Annotated in this window: 23 protein-coding genes; 13 read left to right on the top strand and 10 right to left on the bottom strand. The window is 70.7% G+C overall.

Annotated elements, in window-relative coordinates; all coding sequences use genetic code 11:
* The first annotated feature begins 99 nt into the window (after positions 1–99).
* The 5 genes from L3Q65_RS23130 to L3Q65_RS23110 all read left to right on the top strand — a co-directional run bounded on the left by L3Q65_RS23130 (position 100) and on the right by L3Q65_RS23110 (position 7170).
* Complete coding sequence (locus tag L3Q65_RS23130; RefSeq protein ID WP_237600782.1) at positions 100–5082, top strand: NAD-glutamate dehydrogenase; 4983 nt, start codon at positions 100–102, stop codon at positions 5080–5082.
* Positions 5079–5501 (top strand): thioesterase family protein, encoded by a 423-nt coding sequence (locus tag L3Q65_RS23125; protein WP_037814068.1) that lies wholly within the window; start codon positions 5079–5081, stop codon positions 5499–5501. Before L3Q65_RS23130 ends, L3Q65_RS23125 begins: the two co-directional genes overlap by 4 nt.
* Positions 5494–6129: a hypothetical protein gene (locus L3Q65_RS23120; RefSeq protein ID WP_134663134.1), complete on the top strand. Its 636-nt coding sequence runs from the start codon at positions 5494–5496 to the stop codon at positions 6127–6129. Before L3Q65_RS23125 ends, L3Q65_RS23120 begins: the two co-directional genes overlap by 8 nt.
* 45 nt (positions 6130–6174) lie before the next feature.
* On the top strand, positions 6175–6432 hold the full coding sequence (locus tag L3Q65_RS23115; RefSeq protein WP_182894003.1) for a hypothetical protein: 258 nt from the start codon (positions 6175–6177) through the stop codon (positions 6430–6432).
* A 291-nt stretch (positions 6433–6723) separates the two neighbouring features.
* Positions 6724–7170, top strand: a complete 447-nt coding sequence (locus L3Q65_RS23110; protein ID WP_237600781.1) for a DUF6292 family protein — start codon at positions 6724–6726, stop codon at positions 7168–7170.
* 94 nt (positions 7171–7264) lie between these two features.
* Here L3Q65_RS23110 and L3Q65_RS23105 read toward each other — a convergent pair whose 3' ends face one another.
* Positions 7265–8161 (bottom strand): fatty acid desaturase, encoded by an 897-nt coding sequence (locus tag L3Q65_RS23105; protein ID WP_182894004.1) that lies wholly within the window; start codon positions 8159–8161, stop codon positions 7265–7267.
* A 390-nt stretch (positions 8162–8551) separates the two neighbouring features.
* Complete coding sequence (locus L3Q65_RS23100) at positions 8552–8755, bottom strand: cold-shock protein (protein WP_037814060.1); 204 nt, start codon at positions 8753–8755, stop codon at positions 8552–8554.
* A 389-nt stretch (positions 8756–9144) separates the two neighbouring features.
* On the opposite strand from L3Q65_RS23100, the gene L3Q65_RS23095 reads away from it, so the two are divergent.
* Positions 9145–9333: a hypothetical protein gene (locus L3Q65_RS23095; protein WP_182894005.1), complete on the top strand. Its 189-nt coding sequence runs from the start codon at positions 9145–9147 to the stop codon at positions 9331–9333.
* Between the two features lie 67 nt (positions 9334–9400).
* Here L3Q65_RS23095 and L3Q65_RS23090 read toward each other — a convergent pair whose 3' ends face one another.
* Genes L3Q65_RS23090 through L3Q65_RS23080 form a run of 3 tightly spaced genes read right to left on the bottom strand, consistent with a single transcriptional unit; the run spans position 9401 to position 12409 of the window.
* Positions 9401–10990 (bottom strand): glycoside hydrolase family 13 protein, encoded by a 1590-nt coding sequence (locus L3Q65_RS23090; RefSeq protein ID WP_182894006.1) that lies wholly within the window; start codon positions 10988–10990, stop codon positions 9401–9403.
* A complete protein-coding gene (locus tag L3Q65_RS23085; protein ID WP_369806064.1) occupies positions 10990–11379 on the bottom strand; it encodes a globin in 390 nt (129 codons plus the stop codon). Before L3Q65_RS23085 ends, L3Q65_RS23090 begins: the two co-directional genes overlap by 1 nt.
* A gap of 28 nt (positions 11380–11407) precedes the next feature.
* Entirely contained in the window at positions 11408–12409 is a 1002-nt protein-coding gene (locus tag L3Q65_RS23080; RefSeq protein WP_182894007.1) for a mechanosensitive ion channel family protein, read from the bottom strand.
* 411 nt (positions 12410–12820) lie between these two features.
* Between L3Q65_RS23080 and L3Q65_RS47635 the strand changes: the two genes are divergently transcribed.
* Positions 12821–13273 carry an HNH endonuclease gene (locus L3Q65_RS47635; protein ID WP_050788293.1) on the top strand — a complete coding sequence of 151 codons (453 nt, stop codon included), beginning with the start codon at positions 12821–12823 and terminating at the stop codon, positions 13271–13273.
* A 79-nt stretch (positions 13274–13352) separates the two neighbouring features.
* On the opposite strand, the gene L3Q65_RS23070 is transcribed toward L3Q65_RS47635, so the two are convergent.
* Positions 13353–13652 (bottom strand): hypothetical protein, encoded by a 300-nt coding sequence (locus L3Q65_RS23070; protein WP_237600780.1) that lies wholly within the window; start codon positions 13650–13652, stop codon positions 13353–13355.
* Between the two features lies 1 nt (position 13653).
* Between L3Q65_RS23070 and L3Q65_RS23065 the strand changes: the two genes are divergently transcribed.
* From L3Q65_RS23065 to L3Q65_RS23055, 3 genes are all read left to right on the top strand, one after another.
* Positions 13654–13809 (top strand): hypothetical protein, encoded by a 156-nt coding sequence (locus L3Q65_RS23065; RefSeq protein ID WP_199785999.1) that lies wholly within the window; start codon positions 13654–13656, stop codon positions 13807–13809.
* Between the two features lie 309 nt (positions 13810–14118).
* A complete protein-coding gene (locus L3Q65_RS23060; RefSeq protein ID WP_182894009.1) occupies positions 14119–14373 on the top strand; it encodes a hypothetical protein in 255 nt (84 codons plus the stop codon).
* A complete protein-coding gene (locus L3Q65_RS23055; protein ID WP_182894010.1) occupies positions 14360–14842 on the top strand; it encodes a DUF5130 family protein in 483 nt (160 codons plus the stop codon). Before L3Q65_RS23060 ends, L3Q65_RS23055 begins: the two co-directional genes overlap by 14 nt.
* Positions 14843–15332: 490 nt before the next feature.
* On the opposite strand, the gene pepN is transcribed toward L3Q65_RS23055, so the two are convergent.
* The gene (pepN, locus tag L3Q65_RS23050) at positions 15333–17900 is read right to left on the bottom strand and encodes an aminopeptidase N (protein WP_237600779.1); all 2568 of its coding nucleotides are present in this window, start codon (positions 17898–17900) and stop codon (positions 15333–15335) included.
* Between the two features lie 176 nt (positions 17901–18076).
* Here pepN and L3Q65_RS23045 point away from each other — a divergent pair, with 176 nt between their 5' ends.
* Complete coding sequence (locus L3Q65_RS23045; RefSeq protein ID WP_182894012.1) at positions 18077–18697, top strand: DsbA family protein; 621 nt, start codon at positions 18077–18079, stop codon at positions 18695–18697.
* A 43-nt stretch (positions 18698–18740) separates the two neighbouring features.
* Here the strand turns inward: L3Q65_RS23045 and L3Q65_RS23040 are convergent, their stop codons facing one another.
* Together L3Q65_RS23040 and L3Q65_RS23035 are read right to left on the bottom strand one after the other, a co-directional pair.
* Positions 18741–19532 (bottom strand): MBL fold metallo-hydrolase, encoded by a 792-nt coding sequence (locus tag L3Q65_RS23040; RefSeq protein WP_182894013.1) that lies wholly within the window; start codon positions 19530–19532, stop codon positions 18741–18743.
* The gene (locus L3Q65_RS23035; protein WP_182894014.1) at positions 19529–20266 is read right to left on the bottom strand and encodes a 2-phosphosulfolactate phosphatase; all 738 of its coding nucleotides are present in this window, start codon (positions 20264–20266) and stop codon (positions 19529–19531) included. Before L3Q65_RS23035 ends, L3Q65_RS23040 begins: the two co-directional genes overlap by 4 nt.
* A gap of 44 nt (positions 20267–20310) precedes the next feature.
* Here L3Q65_RS23035 and L3Q65_RS23030 point away from each other — a divergent pair, with 44 nt between their 5' ends.
* Complete coding sequence (locus L3Q65_RS23030; protein WP_037814042.1) at positions 20311–20784, top strand: ribose-5-phosphate isomerase; 474 nt, start codon at positions 20311–20313, stop codon at positions 20782–20784.
* Complete coding sequence (locus tag L3Q65_RS23025; protein ID WP_182894015.1) at positions 20784–21593, top strand: Fpg/Nei family DNA glycosylase; 810 nt, start codon at positions 20784–20786, stop codon at positions 21591–21593. Before L3Q65_RS23030 ends, L3Q65_RS23025 begins: the two co-directional genes overlap by 1 nt.
* 152 nt (positions 21594–21745) lie before the next feature.
* Here the strand turns inward: L3Q65_RS23025 and L3Q65_RS23020 are convergent, their stop codons facing one another.
* Positions 21746–22549 carry a hypothetical protein gene (locus L3Q65_RS23020; RefSeq protein WP_182894016.1) on the bottom strand — a complete coding sequence of 268 codons (804 nt, stop codon included), beginning with the start codon at positions 22547–22549 and terminating at the stop codon, positions 21746–21748.
* Positions 22550–22594 lie beyond the last annotated feature (45 nt).

Genomic DNA, 22594 nt, shown 5'->3' with positions numbered 1-22594 from the left:
GCCGCGCACAGGGGCCGTAGAGAGCGGATTAGGGTGAGGGAAGTCCGGCACGTTGTGGTGACGGACGCATCTCGGTCTCGCACACTGGAGAGTTGCTCAATGAGCTCGACGGGAGTCTCGTCCCCGCCCGATGTCGGCACCGAAGCCGGCGCCGCCCGCCGCACGACGGCCAGCCCGGAGCAGATCCGGGACGAGCTGATCGACACCGCCGCGGCGCAGGCGCCGGAGATCGCGGACCTGATCCGCTTGTACTACCGGCACATCCCGGCCGACGAGATCGTCGGCGACGATCCGGCCGCGCTCGTCGGCGCGGTGCGCTCGCACCTGCAGCTGGCGGAGCAGCGCATGCCCGGACGCCCGGCGGTCCGGCTGCTGAACCCGACCACCGCCGAGGACGGCTGGACGCGCGACGCGACCGTCGTGCAGGTCGTCACTGACGACATGCCTTACCTCGTGGACAGCGTCACCGCGGAATTCGCCCGCGACGGCGTGCAGGTGCAGCGCATCGTGCACCCGATCGTCGTGGTGAGCCGCGGCCTGACCGGCGAACTGGAGGGCCTGCACCTCGACGCCGACCCGGCCGATCCGCCCGCCGGCGCGTCCGCGGAATCGTGGATGCTGGTGGAAATCGACCTCGTCACCGACCCGCAGCGGGCGCGCGAGCTGGACAACCGGCTGACGTCGGTGCTCGGCGACGTGCGCGAGGTCGTCGAGGACGCCGAGAAGATGGCGCAGACGGCCTGCTCGCTCGCGGAAACGCTGGAGCAGCACCCGCCGAAGCTGCCCAGCACCGACGAGGTCACCGAGGGCGCGCGCCTGCTGCGCTGGCTCGCCGACGGCCACTTCACCTTCCTCGGCTACCGCAAGTACGAGCTGGTCGACAGCCCGCAGCCGGACAGCGACGAGCCCGCCCTGCGCGCGGTTCTCGCGTCCGGGCTCGGCGTGCTGCGCCAGGACAGCCTCGCCGCGCGCAGCCTCACCGCGGGGCCGGACAGTTCGGTCGACGCGCTCGCGCCGTCGCTGCTCGTGCTCACCCAGGCCAGCGCGCCGAGCACGGTGCACCGTCCGGTCTATCCGTATTACGTCGGCGTGAAGACGTTCGACGAGAACGGCAAGGTGACCGGCGAGCACCGGTTCCTCGGGATGTTCACCACCACCGCGCTGCACGAGAACGTGCTCGACATCCCGGTGGTCGGCCAGCGCGTGCGCGAGGTGATCCACCGCGCCGGGTTCCCGATGGAGTCGTTCTCCGGGCAGCGGATGCTGGAGGTCCTGCAGAACTGGCCGCGCGCGGACCTGTTCTCCGCGGACACCGATTCGCTCTTCTACACCACCACTGGCGCGATCACGCTGTCCGACCGCCGCCGGCTGCGGCTGTTCCTCCGCCGCGACCCGTACGGCCGCTTCTACTCCTGCCTCGTCTACCTCCCGCGCGACCGCTACACCACGCGTTCGCGGCTGGCGATGCAGGAAGTGCTGCTGGAGGAGCTCGAAGGCACGCAGCTGGAGTACAGCGCGCGCGTCGGCGAAACGCTGCTGGCGCAGGTGCACTTCATGGTGCACACCGACCCGTCGAACGCGGTCGAACCGGACACGCTGCGGATCCAGGAACGCCTCAACACCGTTGTGCGCAGCTGGGACGACCGGCTCGTCGAGGCGATCATCGCCGAACGCCGCGAGCGCGTCGGCGACGGCGGTCCGATCGGCATGATGGGCGAGGAGTCCGTGGTCGACCGGGGACAGCGCTTCGGCGCGGTGTTCCCCGAGGCCTACAAAGAGGACTTCACCGCCGAGGACGCGCTGGCCGACCTGGCCAAGCTCGACACCCTCGCGGACGAGGGCGACCTCGCGCTGTCGTTCTACCTGCCCGCCGACGCCGAACCCGGCGAGCGGCGGTTCAAGCTCTACCTGCGCGGCGAGGGCGTCACCCTGTCCAAGGTGCTGCCGGTGCTGCAGGCGATGGGCGTCGAGGTGGTGGACGAGCGGCCGTACGAGCTGTTCCGCGAGGACGGCGGGGCCAGCTGGATCTACGACTTCGGCCTGCGCGTCGACAAGAAGGGCCTCGAAGAAGCCGACGAGGCCGCGGCGGTCGAGGTGCGCGAGCGGTTCCAGGACGCCTTCCACGCGGCGTGGCACGGCGACGCGGAGGTCGACGGCCTCAACGGGCTCGTCCTGCGCGCCGGGCTCACCTGGCGCCAGGCCGCCGTGCTGCGGGCCTACTCGCGCTACCTGCAGCAGGCGCGCAGCCCGTTCTCCCAGTCCTACATCCAGAACACGGTCGTCAAGCACACCGAGGTCGCGACGAAACTGGTGCGGCTCTTCGAAACCCGCTGCGATCCGCAACTGTCCGATGTGGACCGCAAGACGCACGCGGAATCGCTGACCGCCGAGATCTCCTCGATGGTCGACGAGGTCACCAGCCTCGACGAGGACCGGATCCTGCGCAGGCTGCTCGCGGTCATCAACGCGACCCTGCGCACGAACTACCACGTGCGCGACGCCGACGGGAACCCGCGGCCGTACCTGGCGCTCAAACTCGACCCGAGCGGCGTGCCGGAGCTGCCCGAGCCGCACCCGAAGTACGAGATCTTCGTGTACTCGCCGCGGGTGGAGGGCGTGCACCTGCGGTTCGGCGAGGTCGCCCGAGGCGGCCTGCGCTGGTCGGACCGGCGGGAGGACTTCCGCACCGAGATCCTGGGCCTGGTCAAGGCGCAGGCGGTGAAGAACGCGGTGATCGTGCCGGTCGGCGCGAAGGGCGGCTTCGTGGTGAAGCGTCCGCCGGCGCCCACCGGCGACGCCGGGGTCGACCGCGACGCCCAGCTCACCGAAGGCATTTCCTGCTACCGGATGTTCATCTCCGGCCTGCTGGACCTCACCGACAACCGCGTCGAGGGCGAAACCGTGCCCGCGCCGAACGTGGTGCGCCACGACGCCGACGACAGCTACCTGGTCGTCGCGGCGGACAAGGGCACCGCGAAGTTCTCCGACATCGCCAACGAAGTCTCGGCGCAGTACGGCTTCTGGCTCGGCGACGCGTTCGCCTCCGGCGGTTCGGTCGGCTACGACCACAAGGCCATGGGCATCACCGCCAAGGGCGCCTGGGAGAGCGTGAAGCGGCACTTCCGCGAGCTGGGCAAGGACACCCAGACCGAGGACTTCACCGTCGTCGGCATCGGCGACATGATGGGCGACGTCTTCGGCAACGGCATGCTGCTGTCCGAGCACATCCGGCTGGTCGCGGCGTTCAACCACATGCACGTCTTCCTCGACCCGAACCCGGACGCCGCGTCGTCGTACGCGGAACGGCGGCGGCTGTTCGACCTGCCGCGCAGCTCGTGGGACGACTACGACCGTTCGCTGATCAGCGAGGGCGGCGGGATCTACCCGCGCTCGGCCAAGACCATCCCGATCACCCCGCAGGTCCGCGAGGCGCTCGGCCTCGACGAGGGCGTCACGAAGCTCGCGCCGATGGACCTGATCCAGGCGATCCTGCTGGCCCCGGTCGAACTGCTGTGGAACGGCGGCATCGGCACCTACGTCAAGGCCGAGAGCGAAAGCCAGGCCGCGGCGGGCGACAAGGCCAACGACGCGATCCGCGTCAACGGCAACCAGCTGCGCGTGAAGGTCGTCGGCGAGGGCGGCAACCTGGGCCTGACCCAGCTCGGCCGCATCGAATTCGCCCGCGCCGGCGGCAAGATCAACACCGACGCGCTCGACAACTCCGCGGGCGTCGACTGCTCCGACCACGAGGTCAACATCAAGATCCTGCTGGATCACCTGGTGGCCGGCGGCGAACTGGAGCACGCGCGGCGCAACGAGCTGCTCGGCGAGATGACCGACGAGGTCGGCTCGCTCGTGCTCGCGGACAACTACCGGCAGAACGCGGTGCTCGGCGTCAGCCGGGCGCACGCCGGGCCGATGGTGTCGGTGCACGCGCGGCAGGTGTCCGCGCTGGTCGCGAAGGGCGCGTTCGACCGCAAGCTGGAGGCGCTGCCGACCCCGTCGCAGTTCCGCGCGCTGGAGAAGGCGGGCGAGGGCCTGACCTCGCCGGAGCTGGCGACGCTGCTCGCGCACGTGAAGCTCGACCTCAAGGACGAGCTGCTCGCCTCCGACCTGCCCGAGTCCGAGGTGTTCACCCGGAGGCTGCCGGAGTACTTCCCGGCCCCGTTGCGGGAGCGCTTCGCCGCGGCGATCGCGCAGCACCCGCTGCGCCGTCAGATCATCACCACGCTCATCACCAACGAGCTGGTCGACGGCGGCGGCATCTCGTTCGTCTACCGCCTGATGGAGGAGATGAACGCGACCGCCACCGACGCGGTGCGCGCGTACGCGGTGGTCACGCACGTCTACGACCTGCCGAAGCTGTGGGCCGAGATCGACGCGCTGGACAACGTGGTGCCGACCGCGGTCGCGGACCGGATGGTGCTGGAGACGCGCCGGCTGCTCGACCGGGCCGCGCGCTGGTTCCTCACCAACCGCCCGCAGCCGCTCGCGCCGCTGGCCGAGATCAACCGGTTCGGCCCGGTGCTCGCGGAACTCGGCCCGAAGCTGGGCGAGCTGCTGCGCGGACGCGAACTGGAGTCGGTGGAGCAGGACGCGGCCGGGATGGTCGAGGAAGGCGTGCCCGCCGAACTCGCCCGCCAGGTGGCGCTGCTGCTGCACAGCTACGGCCTGCTCGACGTGGTCGAGGTGGCGGAGCTGGCCGAGCAGCAGGTCGGGCTCGACGCGACGCACACCCCGGCCGACACCGCCGAGCTGTACTACGCGCTGTCGGACCACCTGGACATCGACAAGATGCTCACCGAGATCAGCGCGCTGGAACGCGGCAACCGCTGGCACGCCCTCGCCCGGCTCTCGCTGCGCGACGACGTGTACGGTTCCCTGCGCGCGATCGCGCTCGACGCACTGCGGCACAGCGACCAGGACCTGTCCGTCGACGAGCAGATCGAGCAATGGGAGAAGGCCAACGCGTCGCGGCTTTCGCGGGCGCGCGTGGCGCTGGACGAGATCACCCGTTCCGGGCGGCTCGACCTCGCGACGCTGTCCGTGGCCGCGCGCCAGATCCGGAGCACGGTGCGGTGACATTCGTTTCCCACGTCCAGCCGCGATGGTCGGACATGGACGTGTACGGGCACGTCAACCACGCGAACGTGGTGACGCTGCTCGAAGAGGCCCGGGTGCCCGTGCTGTTCGGCGAAGCCGAGCGCGCGGGGCTCACCGAGCTGCCGAAAGGCGTCGTGGTCGTGAAGCTCGGCGTGCATTACCGCGCGCCGATCGTCGCGGCGCCCGGCCGCTCGGTGCGCGTGGAGATCACGCTCACCGAGCTGAAGGCCTCGACGGTGACGCTCGGGTACGTCGTGCGGACCGGTCCGGACGCGACCGATCCGGTCGCGGTCACCGCCGAGACCGTGCTGGCCCCGTACGACACGGCCAACCTCCGGCCGCGCCGGCTCAGCGACGAGGAATCCGAATTCCTCAAGCGGGTGCTGGCCGATGCCTGAGCTGCGGATTCCCGATCCGGGCGACCGGGAGACGCTCAGCGCGTTCGTGGCCCGCGCGGTGCGGCTGGACGGCACGACCGCCGTCCGGCTGCGCCGCCGGGGCGACGACGTCGTCGAGGCGTGGACGGCCACGCCGTTCGAGGTCCTCGCGACCCGCGCGGTCGCGGGGACGGTGACCCCGGCGGACGTCACGGTGTCCGGCAACGAACTGCTCGCGGCGCTCGCCGTCGCGGGCGGCGAGGTGATGGACCCGGGTCCGGCGCGCGATCTGCTGTGGCATGCCGAGCTGCCGGTGTCCGACCGGTGGCAGAAGGTCGACGAGCTGCCGGTCGGCGTGGTGTCGGATCTCGCTGACCGCGGCGTCGCGCTCGCCCGCGACAACGCCGGGCCGCACGGCACGCCGCCCGCCTCGCTGATGGACCAGGCGGTGCTGACCGTCACCGGGGGAGACCTCGAGGTCAAGGTCCAGATGCGGTGCCTGTTCGCGCTGTCCGGGATGGGGTTGTTCGACTCGTCGATCGACGGCGACGTGGTGCGCGTGACCGCCACCGATTCGTGGCTGCGCCTCGACGCCCGTTACGGCGCGGTGCTGAAGCGGCGCCAAGCGTTGCTGCCGCTGCTGTTCTGAGCCGATCTGCTGGCGGGAGCGCTCCGCTGGTGTCATCGTGAACGGATGACCGAACCCGACGGCGACCCGACCGCGGACTTCCTCGCCGAGGTCCGGGCCGAGGAGACGCCGTGGCGCACCGACCGGCCCGCGGACGCCGAACCCGCTCCGGAAGCCGAACCCGCCCCGGGACGCGCGCGGTCGGTGGTGCGTGCGGTGGGCGAGGCCGCGCCGTATGTGCAGGCGGGGTTGTTCGCCGCGTGGGTGGCGACGTCGATCGCGGAGTCGGGGGACGGTGGCGATTTCGGCGGCCAATCGGGGTGAGCGTGGTGCCGGCTGCGGTTTCCGCGGCTGTCCTCATAGGATTCTTTGCCGGGCGGATCGGCACGTCGAGCGCCGATTTCGCTGACGGAGGCGGCCGATCGAGCGATTTCGGCGGCGGCCAGACGGGTTGATCTCGGCTGCGGGCTTGTCCCAGCGGGTAGAGTCGGAGTCCGGTCCAGCTGCCGGATGCCCGATCCGGTGCGACCCCGATCATCGCGACCGCCGGCCTTCGCGTGCCTCGACGACCCCGGTTTCCGCGCGAAGCGGACGCGGCGGCGGAAGAGGAGACCCATGCTCCTGTCCGGTCCGGAACGCCCGATGTCCCTGCCCACCGCCGACGATCCGCAGGTGCTGCGGCAGGCGCTGGCCGCGTACGTGCGCGAGGTCGCCGCCGCGATCGGGGTGTCGGTGGAGTGCACGTCGTGCGAGGTCACCGACACGATCACCGCGTACGTCGCGCTGAGCGGCCGGTCCCCGCGGTTTCCCGGCCGGGATCTGATGCTGTTGTGGACCATGCGGCAGGGCTGGTCGGTGGCGGTGGAGACGACGCCCGCCGAATCCCCGCAGCCGGTGGCCCAGCTGGGCGGCGACGTGACGCCCGCGCCGGAACGGGTGCGGCGGTTCGTCGCGGACGTCGTGAGTTCGGCCGAGACGGCCGCGAACCCGGGGCCGGTGCTGGCGGTGTCCAGCCACGGCGACCTGCGGACCCGGCTCGAGGAGCGGGTCCGCAGAGCCTGAGGCGTCGCCGGCTGACCCGGTCTTGACGCCCGTGAGGGCCACCTTGAGGGACTCTGCGTCCCTCAAGGTGGCCCTCACGGACCGCGAACGGGGTTCAGGCGGCCTTGAGCTTGCGGGCGAGGCGTTCCGGCCGGGGCCAGCGCACGTGCGAGGCCCAGCGGAACTTCTCGAACATCCAGATCAGCCGCGCGGAAATGTCGAGCTGGCCGCGGCCGACGCCGTGCCGGGCTCCGGTCGGGTCGGCGTGGTGCGAGTTGTGCCAGGACTCGCCGAACGACGCGATCGCCAGCGGCCAGAAGTTCGCCGAACGGTCGCGCGCCTCGAACGGGCGCTCGCCGATCAGGTGGCACAGCGAGTTGACCGACCAGGTCACGTGGTGCAGCGCGGCGACCCGGACCAGCCCGGCCCAGAAGAACGCGGTCAGCGCACCCCACCAGGTCATCGTGATGAGCCCGCCCAGCAGCGCGGGACCGAGCAGCGTCACGAGGGTCAGCACCGGGAAGAGCCGGTCGATCCGCTTCAGGTCGGCGTCGTCGAGCAGGTCGGGGGCGAACCGGCGCGGGTTGGTGCGGTCGCGGCCGAACAGCCAGCCCATGTGCGCGTGCCAGAAACCCTTCGCGAGCGCGGCGGGCGACGTGCCGAAGCGCCACGGCGAATGCGGGTCGCCGTCGCGGTCGGAGTACGCGTGGTGGCGGCGGTGGTCGGCGACCCAGTCGATCACCGGTCCCTGCATGGCCATGCTGCCCGCGACGGCGAGCGCGATCCGCAGCCCGCGGCGGGCGCGGAAGGCGCCGTGGGTGAAGTACCGGTGGAAGCCGACGGTGATGCCGAGGCCGCTGACGCAGTAGAACGCGGCGGCGAGGCCGACGTCCAGCCAGCTCAGGCCCCAGCCCCAGGCCAGCGGCACCGCGACGGCGACCGCGAGGAGGGGGACGACGGCGAAGAGCTTCACCAGGAAGGCCTCGGTGCCGGTCTTGCGGCCGGCGAGCATGGGCTGCGGCGATTTCGGGGGACGCTGGACGGTGCTCTGGGTGTCGATGGGTAACGCTCCTACTCGAGCTGGTCCGGCCGCCGCGCTCTGCGGGGCCGAGGCCGATGCCGCGGCGCGGGCAAGGCGGAGGGGGCCGCCTCGGGGGATGCGCCGTGCGTTGCGTACTGGCCAGGCAGGGGAGGGCCTCAAGGCCAGTCGCGACCTGCTCTGGTCAACGGGTGATCTCGCGTCCGGGTTCCCGGGACGCGGAAGACCTTGTGCGGCCGGGAAAATTCACCGGGCCGCACCGGGGTGCCGAGCCGTTTCGGCTGCCGTGTGCGGAAAAGTCCGCTTCGGCGCGGGTCCCCTGGTGCGAAAAGCTTTTCGCACCAGGGGAAACACCGGGGAAACTCAGATGGCGCGAACGCCGGTGGCCTGCGGGCCCTTCTGGCCCTGGCCGACCTCGAACTCGACGCGCGCGTTCTCCTCAAGGCTGCGGAACCCGTTGCCCTGGATCTCGGAGTAGTGCACGAAGACGTCGGCGCTGCCGTCGTCCGGGCTGATGAACCCGAAGCCCTTTTCGGCGTTGAACCACTTCACGGTGCCTTGCGTCATAAAAACGATCTCCATCGGACTCACAACAGATGCCACCTCGGCATCCGGGCCTGGCAACCGACGGTGTGCCTTCCGAAAAGAGAAACACCACGCCCGCTACATCTTGCGAGCGTGGCTGCGGGACGTACCCACCGCACGAACACAAAACACGACCGTCGTCAGTAAAGCACGCCCGGGCCGGTCTCACCAGGGCTGCCGCCCGAACGGTCCACTGTGGACGCCGCGACGCGCACGGCGGGACGCGCGAGCGGGCAGGTCGGGGGCGGGGAGTAGCGTCAGCACCGTCGAGAAGTCCCATCGTGCGCCGGCGCTCGAGCCGGCGTCGTCCCCGGCGGGTCTGCCTCATGCGGGAGCCGCCGGTGGCCCCTTCCACCTCGACGAGGAGCGACATGCGCTCGGAACGACGTCCGCTGTCCGCCGAAACCAGTGAATTCGCCCGTGCCCGGGTGTCCGCCGAACAAGACCTGCGCGTCCAGCAGGAGCACGCCGCCCGCACCGTCGCCGAGCACGCGCGCGACGCCGATGACCTGCGGGGACTGCTCGCGATGCTCGGGCTGGAGGCGGGTGCCCGCGTCTGACCCGGCCGGGCCGGGCCGCCGGCCTCGGCGCTGACGGCCCGGCTCGCTCAGGCAGGCCGCGAATGCGCTACCCGAGCCAGGCGGCCGAGTCCGGGGCGAGCCTGCCGTCCACCAGCGGGCTGCTGGTGAGCAGCACCTCTCCCGGCGGCAGGGCGATCGAGCTGGCCGAGGTGTTCAGCGCGCAGATCAGGCCGCCCCGGCCGCGGCGGAACGCGAAGCAGCCCGCGGGCGCGCCGAACCACTGCAACTCGTCGCCGCCGCGGAACGCCGGATGCTGTTTCCGCAGCTCTATCGCGCGCCGGTACAGCGACAGCGTCGATTCCGGCTCCTCAAGCTGCCGCTCCACGGTCAGCGACGCCCAGTCCGCGGGCATCGGCAGCCAGGTCTGCGCGGTGCGCGAAAACCCGTACGGCGGGAGCGTGCCCTCCCAGGGCAGCGGCACGCGCTCGCCGTCGCGGCTGAACTCCGGGCCCTGCGAGCGGGCGCGCGGGTCGGTCATCGCCTCAAGCGGCAGGTCGGCGTTCGGCAGGCCCAGCTCTTCGCCCTGGTACAGGTAGACCGCGCCGGGCAGGGCGAGCTCCACCAGCGCCATCGCGCGTGCCCGGCGGACCCCGGTCTCGCCGCCGCCGTAGCGGCTCGCCGCGCGCCAGACGTCGTGGTTGGACAGCGTCCAGGCCGCCGGAGCGGCCGCCGAACGCGGCACGGCCAGCGAACGCTCGATCGACGTGCGCATCGCGTCCGCGTCGAAATGGGTGAGCACCAGGCGGAAGTTGAACGCCAGATGAAGTTCGTCCGGCCGCAGGTAGCGGGCCAGCCGCTCCTCGTCCTGCACCCAGATCTCGCCGACGGCCATCGCGTCCGGGTACTCGTCGAGCACCTTGCGGATCAACTGGTGCACCTCGTGCACGCCGTCGTCGTCGAAGCGCGGATCGCCGGGCGCGCCGCCGCCGTGCGCGGGCGTGTCCGGGTCCATGTCGGGCAGCCCGGCGGGTTTGGCCATTCCGTGCGCGACGTCGATCCGGAAGCCGTCCACGCCCCGGTCGAGCCAGAACCGCAGGGTGCGCTCGAGATCGGCGCGGACGTCCGGATTGGCCCAGTTCAGGTCCGGCTGCTGCGGCGCGAACAGGTGCAGGTACCACTGCCCGTCCGGCACCCGCGTCCACGCCGGGCCGCCGAACACGCTGACCCAGTTGTTGGGCGGCTCCGCTCCGCCCGGGCCGCGGCCGTCGCGGAAGTGGTAGCGCTCCCGTTCCGGGCTGCCCGGCCCGGCGGCCAGCGCGGACTTGAACCACGCGTGCCGGTTGCTCGTGTGGTTCGGCACGACGTCCACAGTGACCCGGATGCCGCGCCGGTGCGCCTCGGTGAGCAGCACGTCGAAGTCGCCGAGGGTGCCGAACATCGGGTCGACGCCGCGCGGATCCGCGACGTCGTAGCCGTGGTCGGCCATCGGCGACGGGTAGAACGGCGTCAGCCACAGCGCGTCGACGCCCAGCAGCTCCAGGTAGCCGAGCTTGCTGCGGATGCCCTCCAGATCGCCGATGCCGTCCTCGCCCGAATCGGCGAAGGACCGCACGTAGATCTCGTAGAACACCGCGTCCGACCACCACGACGGCCGCGGAAGGCGGTCCGGCCGCCGCCGGCCGGCCCTGCGTCTCATCAGACGAAGCTGTTCATCATGCTGTGCGCGGCCATTTCCAGGTACGCCCACAGCTGGCTGAGGTACGGCTCGGGCAGGTTCTCCTCGTCGATCGCGATCCGGATGCAGCGCAGCCACGCGTCGCGTTCGATCGGGCCGATCTTGAACGGCGCGTGCCGCATCCGCAGCCGGGGGTGGCCGCGCTGGTCGGAGTAGGTGTGCGGACCGCCCCAGTACTGGATGAGAAACAGCCGGAACCGCTCCTCCGCCGGGCCGAGGTCCTCCTCCGGGTAGAGCGGGCGCAGCACCTCGTCGCGGGCCACTTCCTCGTAGAACCGCTTGATGATCCGGCGGAAGGTCGGTTCGCCGCCCACCGCCTCGTACAGGTTCGCCGGTTCCGGCTCGCTCACAGTCGACACACCTCCATCTTGCCCTGCCTCAGCTGCGCTGCGCGCCCGACTGCTTGTCCTGCATGGACGACAGCAACCGGCCGAGCGGTGGTTCGAAACCGGCCTCCTCGAGCGCGCCGAGCAGCTGCCCGCGCAGCTTCCGCTGCACCGCCCACTGCTTGCCCGGTCGCACCTTGACCGTCAGGCGCAACACGATGCCCTCCGGCGTGACCTGTTCGACGCCGAGCATTTCCGGCGGCTCCAGCACGTTCGCCGAGAGCGCGTCCGTTTCGACCGCCTTCGTGGCCGCGCCGCTGAGCACCTCGGTGGCCTTGTCGACGTCCGCGGAGTAGCTCAGCGGGACGTCCACCACGGCGTAGGCGAAGCCCTGGCTCGAGTTGCCGACGCGCAGCACCTCGCCGTTGCGGACGTACCAGACGGTGCCCTTCAGGTCGCGCAGCGTGGTGATGCGCAGGCCGACCGCCTCGACGGTCCCGGTGGCCTCGCCGATGTCCACGACGTCGCCGACGCCGTACTGGTCCTCGATCATCATGAACATCCCGGAAAGGAAGTCCTTGACCAGATTCTGCGCGCCGAACCCGAGCGCGACGCCGACGATCCCGGCCGAGGCGATGATCGGGGCCAGGTCGATGCCCAGTTCGCCCAGCACGAGGATGAACGCGAGGCCGTAGATCAGGAACGTCGCCATCGACTTCAGCACCGAGCCGATCGTCTTGGCGCGCTGCCTGCGGCGTTCCACCACGGCGCTGCCGAGCATCTCCGGCGCGCGTTCGCGCAGCGGTCTCAACAGCGACGGGATCTTGCCGTTGCTGCCCGAGGCCGGGAGCGTGGTGACCCGCTCGATCAGCCGCTTGGTGAGATAGCGCACCACGAACGCGATGACGAGGATCATGATGATCTTCAGCGGCTTGGTGACGAGCCAGCCCGCCGACGCGGCGAGCCACTCGTTGTGCGTGACCGAGTAGACCTGGGCGCACCACGACCCGGTCTCGGAGATGCAGCTGGGCGGAGCGCTGAGCACGGCATTCACTGGCTGGGAAAGTCCCTTCTCGCTTTGCTGGCCCCGCGACGCGCAAGCGGCCGCGGGGTGGCCGCCGGGTCGCGGGTATGTGACACGTCACAGAACACGCGTGCGCGGGGGCCCTGATGTGTGGTCGACTATGCCTGCACCGGTGGAGGTGGTCGAGTGCCAGACCGACAACCCGTCCCCCTCGGCGGCGCCGGCCAAGCCATGGCCGAGCTGCCGCCGGAGGCGATCCTGCGTGCCTGCCCGGGAGGGTCCGCATCCGGCGGCTCCGTCCCGTCCGGGCCGGGGACCCGTCCAGGGGGAGCATCCCGTCCGCCCGGACAGCGTAGAGCCCGCGATCCGGTCGCCCCGGCGTGGGGGCGGCGCCGGGTCCTCCTGCTCAACGCCACTTTCGAGCCGCTGACCGCGGTGCCCATGCGGCGCGCGGTGGTGCTCGTCATGTGCGGCAAGGCGGAGGTCGTCCACGGCGATCCGGGCGGCGTCGAACTGCACGCCGCGACGGTGTCGCTGCCCGTGCCCTCGGTGATCCGGCTCAGCACGTACGTGCGGGTGCCCTACCGGGCGCAGGTGCCGTTGACCAGGGCCGGGCTGATGCACCGCGACCGGCACCGCTGCGCGTACTGCGGCGGGCGCGCGGAAACCATCGACCACGTCGTCCCGCGCAGCAAGGGCGGTCCGCACAGCTGGACCAATTGCGTCGCCTGCTGCGCGAAGTGCAACCACCGCAAGGCCGACCGGCTCCTGTCGGAGATCGGCTGGAGGCTGCGCGTGGTGCCCCGCGCCCCGCACGGCCCGCACTGGCGGCTGCTGGCGCATTCCAAAGAGGCCGATCCGCTGTGGCGGCCGTATCTCGGGTCGGCGGCCTAGCCCCGCACACGTCGGCGCCCCGGCTGCCAGTACGGCGGCCGGGGCGAGCCGGTGGACCTGCTCGACGTGGCGCTTTCGCTCAGGCGGCGAGGCTGTAGTCGGCCTGGCAGGTGACGCGCGTGCCCATCGTGACCCGGGTGCCGCGCGTGACGCGCGTGCCGCGGGTGACACGGGTGCCCATCGTGACGCGGGTTCCGGCGGTGACCCTGGTGCCGCGGGTGACGCGCGTGCCCATCGTGACCCGCGTGCCCATCGTGACCCGCGTGCCGCAGGTGACGCGGGTGCCTGCCGTGACCCGGGTGCCGCGCGTGACGCGGGTGCCCATCGTGACGCGGGTCCCGCGGGTAACGCGGGTTCCCCTGGTGACTCGAGTTCCCATGGTGACCCGGGTACCCATCGTCACGCGCGTGCCCGCGGTGACCCGGGTTCCGCGGGTGACCCGAGTGCCCCGCGTAACCCTGGTGCCGGACGTGACCCGCGTTCCGGGCACGAATCCGGTCTCGCTGGGTGACGAAATGGTCTCGGTGATCGCCTGAGCGGGGGTCTGGACGCTCTGCATGAGGTGTCCTCCTGGGACCGGTGCGTGACGGGCTGGGGCTGGGGAGGCGGGCGCAAGGCCCGTACAGGTGAAAAAGCTACGAGGATTTCAAGGTTCGGACAAGCCGGTATCGCCCGGTACGGCCGCCTGTACGGCGAGTTGCCATCTTTCGGCCCGCAGCCCTTCGCCCCAACGTTCCAGCGGGGGCGGGCCAAGCGGCGGACGGCGCCTCAGCGGCGACGAACGGTCGCCCCCGGACGCCGGTGTCGCGCGGTGGCTCCGGGAGGCATCCGATACGCTCACCGGCGTGAACGTTGTCGAGACGATCCTGGTCTACGCGGTCATCCCCGGGGCCATTTACTTCGTGGTCGGCGCCGCGACCTTGCGGAAGAAGTTCTCGGGGACGCCGCGGTACCGGCCGGGGCAGCCGTGGGAATACCCCGCGATGTGGTGGACCGCCAACCCGGACGGCGTGGGAGCCGCCCACGGCCCGGCGGTTGACGTGAATGCGGCGCCCGCGGGCGCTTCGACGGCCGCAGGAGGCGCTCGTGGCAAGTGGTGAAGTGACCCAGACCGCGGTCGCGGAAAAGGACCTGGCCTTCGGCGAGGTCATCACCAACAGCGGCAGGCTGTCCGCGGCGAAAATGTACGAGCCCGCCGCGCCGACGAGCCCGTTCACGGTGCAGCAGCTGGCCCGCCTCGACGAGGCCCTGACCTTCGCGACGCGCGAAACCGGTCTCGGCTTCAGCATCTACCTGGGCGACCTCGGCGAAGACACCCGCGCCGGCGCGGAAAAGCTGCACGCCGCCACCGACGACCCCTCGAACGCGGTGCTGCTCGGCGTTTCCCCCGCCCAGCGCGCCATCGAGATCGTCACCGGCGAGCGCGCCCACTCCCGCCTGCCCGACCGAGGCGCGAACCTGGCCGTGGCGAGCATGGTGGCCTCCTTCAAGGAAGGCGACCTGACCGGCGGCTTGGTCAACGCCCTGCGCATGCTGAGCGACCAGGCAGGCCCCGCCCCGAAGCACTGATACTCCCGCAAACGCCAGAGCCGTCCCGCACCCAGCGGGACGGCTCTTTTACGTTCTGCCCCCGCCGTTCGTGCGGGCCACCCTCATTGACCCTGATTCCGTCAGGGTTCCCCTCACGACCAGCCGCTGGTCCTCGAGGGGCCTTTCACGGCTCACCCGCCGCCGCGAGGGTTGCGCCCCAACGCCGCATTGGGTGCATGCGACGCACCGAACGCCACATTGGGTGCGTGGGACGCACCCAATGCCACATTGGGGCGCTAGCCCCGCCGCCTACGACACCGCAGCCGGTGCACCCCCCAGCGAGGCACCCAGCCCCTCCCCAACCCCGATACGAAGCCGCCCTGCGGTTCGGGGGTGCTTGTCAAGGCATCTTTCCCGCCTTGACAAGCACCCCCGAACCGTCAGCACCATGAAAATTCGGGGTGCCCCACGCAACCCAAGACCGGGCGCAATGTCGCCGCCAGGCGACGAGCCGAACAGCCGAACAGCCTCAGGCCTGACTGTCAAAGTCCCGAGCAGCCAACGCCCGGACAATCCCAGCCCGCCCCTCGGAAACCAGCCGCCGCAACGCCGCCGGATGATCCCCTTCGAGCCACTCGTCCGAAGCATTCACCGTCGCAGGCTCAACCGCCCAAGACGGATACAACCCGATCGCCGTCGGCTGAGCCCGCTCACTGGACCGCCGAGCCCACACATCGTCGATAACCTCGAAGTACCGCTCGATGTACTCCCCGAGCAGATGCTTCTGCCCCGGGTGCGAGAACCCGGAAATCAACGCATCACTCACCGCGTTCGGGATCTCGTCGTCGTAGATCGCCCGCTGCCAAGTATCAGCCTTGGCCTCAGCCGTAGGCTGCAACGCCCGCGACCGCTCAGCGTGCCGCCGGCCAGCAGCGGTGTCATCCCGCTCCTGCTCGGCATTGATCTCGTCCGCACCGGCCTTCCCGTGCGCGACCAACGCCTGCAGCAACCGCCACCGAAGATCCGTGTCCACAGTGAGGCCCGGCAGCGGCGCGGAGCCGTCGAGCCAGCCCGCGATCGCGGACAGGATCTCCTCGCTCAACACACCCCCGGCCAGCGAATTCACAAACGCCAGCTGGTGATCCGACCCAGCCTCCGCGGTACGGGCCAGCTCCAGCAGCCGTCCGCTCAACGCAGGCCACCCCTCCGCGGCAGCCCACTTCTGGTCCGCGTAAGAGTTCAACGCCGTCTGCGCCTGCAACAGCAACCGCTGCACCACGCCGACCTCGCTTTCGGCGTGAATCCCGCGCGCCACGAGCGTCACGAAGTCGCGAGCCTTCAACTCGGCCTCGCGCGTCATCTCCCAAGCAGCCGACCAGCACAGCGTGCGCGGCAGCGATTCGGTGATGTCGCCGATCCGGTCGATCAGCGTGGTCAGCGACGCCGGGTCGAGGCGCATCCGGCAGTAGGTCAGGTCGTCGTCGTTGACCAGCACGAGCTTGCCCGCCGCCTGGCCGACGAGGTCCGGGACCTCGGTGCGCTCGCCGGTGACGTCCAGTTCGACGCGGCGGGTGCGGACGATCTTGCCGTCGCCGTCCTCGTCGTAGACGCCGACCGCGACGCGGTGCGTGCGCAGTTCGCCGGCGCCCGGCTTCGCGCCGGTCTGCACGACGGCGAAGGACGCGAAGGTGCCGTCGGCGGCGATCTCATAGCGCGGGCTGAGCGAGTTGAGGCCGGTGGTCTCCAGCCATTCCGCGCTCCACCACGACAGATCGCGGCCGGACGCTTCTTCCAGCGCCGCCAGCAGGTCGGCGAGGGTGGCGTTGCCCCACGCGTGCTTGCCGAAATACACCTTGAGGCCGTCGAGGAAGTGCTCGATGCCCACGTAGGACACCAGCTGCTTCAGCACGCTCGCGCCCTTGGCGTAGGTGATGCCGTCGAAGTTGACCTCGACCGCGTGCAGGTCGACGATGTCGGCCGCGATCGGGTGCGTCGAGGGCAGCTGGTCCTGGCGGTAGGCCCAGGACTTCTCGATGTTCGCGAAGCTGGTCCAGGCGTTCTTGTACTCGGTCGCCTCGGCCTGGGCGAACACGCTGGCGAAGGTCGCGAACGACTCGTTCAGCCACAGGTCGTCCCACCAGCGCATGGTGACCAGGTCGCCGAACCACATGTGCGCCATCTCGTGCAGCAGCGTCTCGGCGCGCCGCTCGTAGGCGTAGCGGGTGACGCGGCTGCGGAAGACGTAGTCCTCGAGGAAGGTGACCGCGCCGGCGTTCTCCATCGCGCCCGCGTTGAACTCCGGCACGAACAGCTGGTCGTACTTGGAGAACGGGTACGGGGTGCCGAATTTCTCGTGGTAGAAGGCGAAACCCTGTTTGGTTTCGACGAACAGCCGCTCGGCGTCCATGTGCTCGGCGAGCGACGCGCGGCAGTAGATGCCGAGCGGGATGGTGCGGTGCTCGTCGCGGAACTCGTCGGTCCACTCCGCGTACGGGCCGGCGACGAGCGCCACCAGATAGGTGGAAATGCGCTCGGATTCGGCGAACTGCGTGCGGCGCGCGCCGTCCTCGGTGTCTTCGGCGCTTTCGACCAGCGCGTTGGACACGACCTTCCAGTCGCGCGGGGCGTGCACCGCGAGCCGGTAGACGGACTTGAGGTCCGGCTGGTCGAAGCAGGCGAACATGCGCTTCGCGTCGGCGGTCTCGAACTGGGTGTAGAGGTAGACGCCGTCGTCGACCGGGTCGACGAACCGGTGCAGGCCCTCGCCGGTGTTCATGTAGCGGCAGTCCGCGGTGACGACGAGTTCGTTCTCCGCGGCAAGGCCGGGCAGCGCGATGCCCTTTTCCTCGGCGTAGCCGCTGACATCGAGCTCGGTGCCGTTCAGCACGGCGGAGCGGACGCCTTCGGCGACGAGGTCGATCCACGACGCTTCGCCGGGACGGCTGCTGGAGAACCGCACCGTGGTGGTGGAGCGGAAGGTCTTCTCCCCGGGACGGCCGTTGCCGTCGGTGAGGTCCAGCTCGATGTCGTAGGACGACACGTCCAGCAGGCCGGAGCGCTGCTTGGCTTCGTCACGCGTCAGGTTGGGGGCGGGCACGGGCACCTCTGGTCTTCGGATCCGGTGGGCACGACGTTCAGCATCCAATCATGACGCGCCCGGAAGGGGCGACCAGGGAACAATGCGGAGGGGCCGCCGCGTTGCCTCGCAGTGCGGGGGTTCGCCCCGCCCTCGGCGAGCGCCGGGGAGCAGCCTCGCCGAGGAGCCCGTGAAAAATGACTGACTCGTCCCAGCCCACCACGGTGGACTTCTACTTCGACCCGATCTGCCCGTTCGCGTGGATCTCGTCGCGGTGGATCCTCGAAGTCGAGAAGCACCGCGAGCTGGACCTGACCTTCCGGGTGATGAGCCTTTCGGTGCTGAACGAAGGCCGCGAAGACCTGCCCGAGCGGTACAAGGAACTGCTGAGCGAGGGCTGGGCCCCGGTCCGCGTCGCGACCGCGCTGGCGCAGACCCAGGGCCAGCAGGCCGTGCGCGACTTCTACACCGAGTTCGGCACCCGCTACCACAACCAGCACAACGAGGACCGCAAGCTCGTCATCAAGGAGGCGCTGGCCGCGATCGGCGCCCCGGCCGAACTCGCCGAGGCGGGCGAATCGACCGAATACGACGAGGCGCTGCGCAAGAGCCACCACGAGGGCATGGACCCGGTCGGCATGGATGTCGGCACGCCGACCATCCACGTCAACGGGAGCGCGTTCTTCGGCCCGGTGCTGTCGTCGATCCCGCGGGGCGAGGACGCGCTGAAGGTGTTCGACGGCGCGGTCGCGCTGGCCAGCTACCCGGACTTCTTCGAACTGAAGCGCACCCGGACCGGGGACCTGAACTTCGACTGACGCCGTCGTGAGTGTTTATGCCGGTTCTAACCGGCATAAACACTCACGAGAACCCGAGCGCCGCCTTGGTGACGTCCTCCGGATACGGCGAGCCCTTCAGCGCCTCTTCGCGCGACGCCTTGGTCGCCTTCAGTTCGTGCAGCCGCAGCAGCCCGTCGCGATGCGTCCGCACGAACGCCGCATCCACCGGGTCGCCGTGCCCAGGCACGACGACGCGAGGTTCGAGCGCGAGCAGCGCGTCCATCGCTGCGGCCCACGCGTCGAGTTGGTCGTCCGGCCCGAACGAGTACGCGGTGAAGCCGTGCGGGCCGTGTTCCACGACGTCTCCGGCGAAGACGACGTCCGCGTCCGGCACGTGGACCAGCAGGTCGTGGTCGGTGTGCGCGGGGCCGGGGTGCACGAGCGCGGCTGTGCGGCCGCCGAGGTCGAGTTCGGCGCGGTCGGGCACGAGGCGGTCCGGCGGCATGAGCCCGGTTCGTTCGATGGCGTCGGCGATCTCCGGCTTGCCCTCTTCGCGGTAGTGCGCGGCCCAGGTTTGTTTGTCAGCTTCGCCGTTTTCCAGCATGGCTCGCAGGCACCCGGGGTGGGCCCAGACGTCGCACGGCAGGAACGGCGTGGTGCCGAAGGCGTGGTCGAAATGCGCGTGCGTGTAGACGACCGACCACGGCAGTTCGGTCAGCTCCCGGATCGCGGCGGCGAATTCGGCGCCCTGGTCGACGTCGCCGCGGGTGTCGATCACCAGGCATCGCTCCTGGCCGAGCACGAGGCCGGTCGTCAGGTCCAGTTCGTCGTACCGGCGGGCGAAAACCCGGTCGGCCACCTCGGTCCAGCTCATCGCCCCTCCAGGATTCCGTGTGCCAGGCTCGCCACGCTAGCGCTGACGTCCTGCTGGGCCGCGAGGACGACGTCGTTGCCGTGGCCGGTCGCGGCGAGTTCCCGGCCGGAGCTGCAGGCGCGCAGCGCGGCTGGCACGTCGGTGCCCGCGTAGGCAGCGGCGGCGAGCGCGGCTTCGGCGGACCACGAGCCGGGCAGCGCGCTGACGATCGCGCCCGCGCCCAGCTGGTCCTCGACGCACGGCCGCAGCGGACCGGATTCCGCTCCTTCCCCGAACAGGTCGACGCCCCACCGTTCCCCGGCGGGAATGACGCCGATCGGCCGCCCGCCGGCGATTTCCCTGGCTTTCGCCGCGGTCGCCGACGCATTCCGCAGGCAACCGGCCAATACGTGCGCGCCGGTTTTCGCCGCGGCCGCACAGAGCGTCGCACCATTGGGGGAGGGGAGCGCGAGCAGCGTGCCGGACGGGATCTCCGTCACAGAAGACGGCCGGAGCGTCCATTCCTCTTCTCCGGCGACCACCGCTCCCGCTCCGCGCGCCTCGGCGACCCCGCGTTCGTCGCGCCATCGCACCGGCAGCACGCGGCCGCCGCGGCTGACGACGAGATCCGTTGTGGTGCTGAAGGAAAGCACGTCCACGATGATCAGCACGGCGCATTCCCGGCCGAGGACGGCGACGCCTTCGCCGCCCCATTCGAGCCGGACGTCCGTGCCGCGCTGCGCTGCGATGTCCACCCCCGGAGCATGCCGGGCAGGCGGCGAGATGGCACACTCCCGCTGTGCGTGTCTACTTGGGATCCGACCATGCCGGTTTCGAGCTGAAGAACCACCTTGTCCGCCACCTCGGCGAACAGGGGCACGAGGTGACCGACATCGGTCCGTTCGTCTACGACGCGGCGGACGACTACCCGGCGTTCTGCGTCGAAACCGCGCGCCGCGTGGCCGCCGACGAGGGCAGCCTCGGGATCGTCATCGGCGGGTCCGGCAACGGCGAGCAGATCGCCGCGAACAAGGTGCCGGGCATCCGCGCCGGGCTGGGCTGGAGCGTCGAAACCGCGCAGCTGACCCGGCAGCACAACCACGCCCAGGTGCTGGGCGTCGGCGCCCGGATGCACACCGAGGAGCAGGCGACCGAGATCGTCGACGCGTTCCTCGCCACGCCGGTGGACCCGGCCGAGCGCCACACGCGGCGCGTGCAGCAGCTGCTCGACTACGAGCGCACCGGCACTCCGCCCGCCCTGCCGGAGGCCTGATGCCCGAGGGGCACACGCTCCATCGGCTGGCCCGTCTCCACAAACGCCGCTACGCCGGCGGACCGGTCGGCCTCAGCAGTCCGCAGGGCCGGTTCGCCGCGGAGGCGGGGAAACTCGACGGGCAGGTGCTCGTTTCCGCCGAGGCGTACGGGAAGCACCTGTTCCACAACTACGGTCCGTTGGGGACAGTCCATGTCCACTTAGGTCTGTACGGCACTTTTGCCGAGACGCCGTTGCCGGAGACCGCGCCGGTCGGCCAGGTGCGGATGCGGCTGGTCGGCCGCACTCACTGGACCGATTTGCGCGGCCCGACCCGGTGCGAACTGCTGGATCCGGCGCAGGTCGACGCGATCAAGGCCAGGCTCGGCCCGGACCCGCTGCGCCGCGACGCCAAGCCGGATCGCGCGTGGGAGCGGATTTCCCGGTCTCGTACGACGATCGCCGCGTTGCTGATGGACCAGGCTGTACTGGCCGGGGTCGGAAACGTTTATCGCGCGGAAGTGCTGTTCCGGCACGGGATTTCGCCGATGATCCCGGGCCGTTCGCTGGACCGCGCGCAGTGGGAGGGCATGTGGGCGGATCTGGTGACGCTGATGCGCGCCGGGGTCCGCGTCGGGCGGATCGACACGGTCGCGCCGGAGCATCTGCCCGCGGCGATGGGGCGCGCTCCCCGGGAGGATCGGCACGGGGGCGAGGTTTACGTGTACCGGCGGGCCGGGATGCCGTGTTTGATCTGCGGGACGCCGGTGGCGCAGAAGGAATTGGCTGCGCGGAATCTTTATTGGTGTCCCACCTGCCAGCCCGCTTGAGGCGATTTCCGACGCGGTGTGCTGGCTGCGGGACGCCGCGGCGCTGCCCGGTCAACCATGACCAGCCGCGCAGCAGCCTCTAGCCGCGGGACAGGGAGACGACGAAGGCCCCGCGGCAAATCTGCCGCGGGGCCTTCAGCCGGATCACCGGGTCAGAAGTCGAAGCCTCCGCCGTCAAACCCGCCGCCGTCGAAGCCGCCTCCGTCGAAACCTCCGCCGAAGTCCTGGCTTCCGTCGAAACCGCCGCCGTCAAAGCCTCCGCCGTCGAAGCCGCCGTCCATGCCGCCGGCGTCCAGGGCGTCCGCCTGGCCCGCGTCGTAGCCGGATTCCCAGGCCGAGGCGCTGGCGATGCCGCTCATGCCGGAGAACATGGCGCTGAACAGGAACATCGAGCCGAGGCCCCACGCGCCCGCCACGAGCGCGGGCTTCCACCACGGTTCGCTGTACCAGCCCTGCGGCACCGGGCGTCCCGCGACGCGGCCGCCGGGGTAGTAGTACGGCGTGTCCTGGCCGGGGTCGGGCGAGGCGGCGTAGCGCTGGCCTTCGACGTCCACCTCGCGGTGTTCGGTGACCTTGCCCGCGCGTTCGCGCTCGGCCTCGTCCGGCAGTGCGGGGCCGGGGTCCATGCCCATCGCCGTGCGCGCGGCGCGGACGTAGTACAGGCCTTCGATGGCGGTTTCCTTCACCAGCCGGGCCTGTTCGACGGTCTTGGCCTGCTCCAGTTGCGAACCGGCGGCGTTGTAGCGCTCGCTCGCGTCGGCCATCGCCTGCTGGGAGGCGGTGTCGGTGCCGGTGATGTTGAGGACCTGGCCGCCGAGGCGCTCGACGAGGCGGCGCGCGTCGGCCTTCGCGTCGTCGAGCTGGCTCTGCCTGGTCGCGGCCTGCTTCCTGGCCAGGTACAACCCGCCTCCGACGATGACGACGACCAGCACGATCAGGAGGATCGCGGTGCCCATGGGTCACTCCGTGTCTCGATCTGACGCGACGGCCGGGCAGCCGTC

Source organism: Amycolatopsis sp. FU40 (genome assembly GCF_021903635.1).
GTDB lineage: Bacteria > Actinomycetota > Actinomycetes > Mycobacteriales > Pseudonocardiaceae > Amycolatopsis > Amycolatopsis dendrobii.
The sequence above is the reverse complement of the archived record's forward strand: the minus strand, read 5'-3'. Positions and strand labels throughout refer to the sequence as shown.

Bases quoted from the DNA above. Each gene is read 5' to 3' on its own strand.
- L3Q65_RS23095 (WP_182894005.1), top strand. From the start codon at position 9,145: ATGCGCTCGGAACGACGTCCGCTGTCCGCCGAAACCAGTGAATTCGCC.
- L3Q65_RS23070 (WP_237600780.1), bottom strand. From the start codon at position 13,652: ATGGGAACTCGAGTCACCAGGGGAACCCGCGTTACCCGCGGGACCCGC.
- L3Q65_RS23040 (WP_182894013.1), bottom strand. From the start codon at position 19,532: ATGAGCTGGACCGAGGTGGCCGACCGGGTTTTCGCCCGCCGGTACGAC.
- L3Q65_RS23045 (WP_182894012.1), top strand. From the start codon at position 18,077: ATGACTGACTCGTCCCAGCCCACCACGGTGGACTTCTACTTCGACCCG.
- L3Q65_RS23115 (WP_182894003.1), top strand. From the start codon at position 6,175: ATGACCGAACCCGACGGCGACCCGACCGCGGACTTCCTCGCCGAGGTC.
- L3Q65_RS23110 (WP_237600781.1), top strand. From the start codon at position 6,724: ATGCTCCTGTCCGGTCCGGAACGCCCGATGTCCCTGCCCACCGCCGAC.
- L3Q65_RS47635 (WP_050788293.1), top strand. From the start codon at position 12,821: ATGCGGCGCGCGGTGGTGCTCGTCATGTGCGGCAAGGCGGAGGTCGTC.
- L3Q65_RS23090 (WP_182894006.1), bottom strand. From the start codon at position 10,990: ATGAGACGCAGGGCCGGCCGGCGGCGGCCGGACCGCCTTCCGCGGCCG.
- L3Q65_RS23100 (WP_037814060.1), bottom strand. From the start codon at position 8,755: ATGACGCAAGGCACCGTGAAGTGGTTCAACGCCGAAAAGGGCTTCGGG.
- L3Q65_RS23105 (WP_182894004.1), bottom strand. From the start codon at position 8,161: ATGCTCGCCGGCCGCAAGACCGGCACCGAGGCCTTCCTGGTGAAGCTC.
- L3Q65_RS23130 (WP_237600782.1), top strand. From the start codon at position 100: ATGAGCTCGACGGGAGTCTCGTCCCCGCCCGATGTCGGCACCGAAGCC.
- L3Q65_RS23120 (WP_134663134.1), top strand. From the start codon at position 5,494: ATGCCTGAGCTGCGGATTCCCGATCCGGGCGACCGGGAGACGCTCAGC.
- L3Q65_RS23025 (WP_182894015.1), top strand. From the start codon at position 20,784: ATGCCCGAGGGGCACACGCTCCATCGGCTGGCCCGTCTCCACAAACGC.
- L3Q65_RS23020 (WP_182894016.1), bottom strand. From the start codon at position 22,549: ATGGGCACCGCGATCCTCCTGATCGTGCTGGTCGTCGTCATCGTCGGA.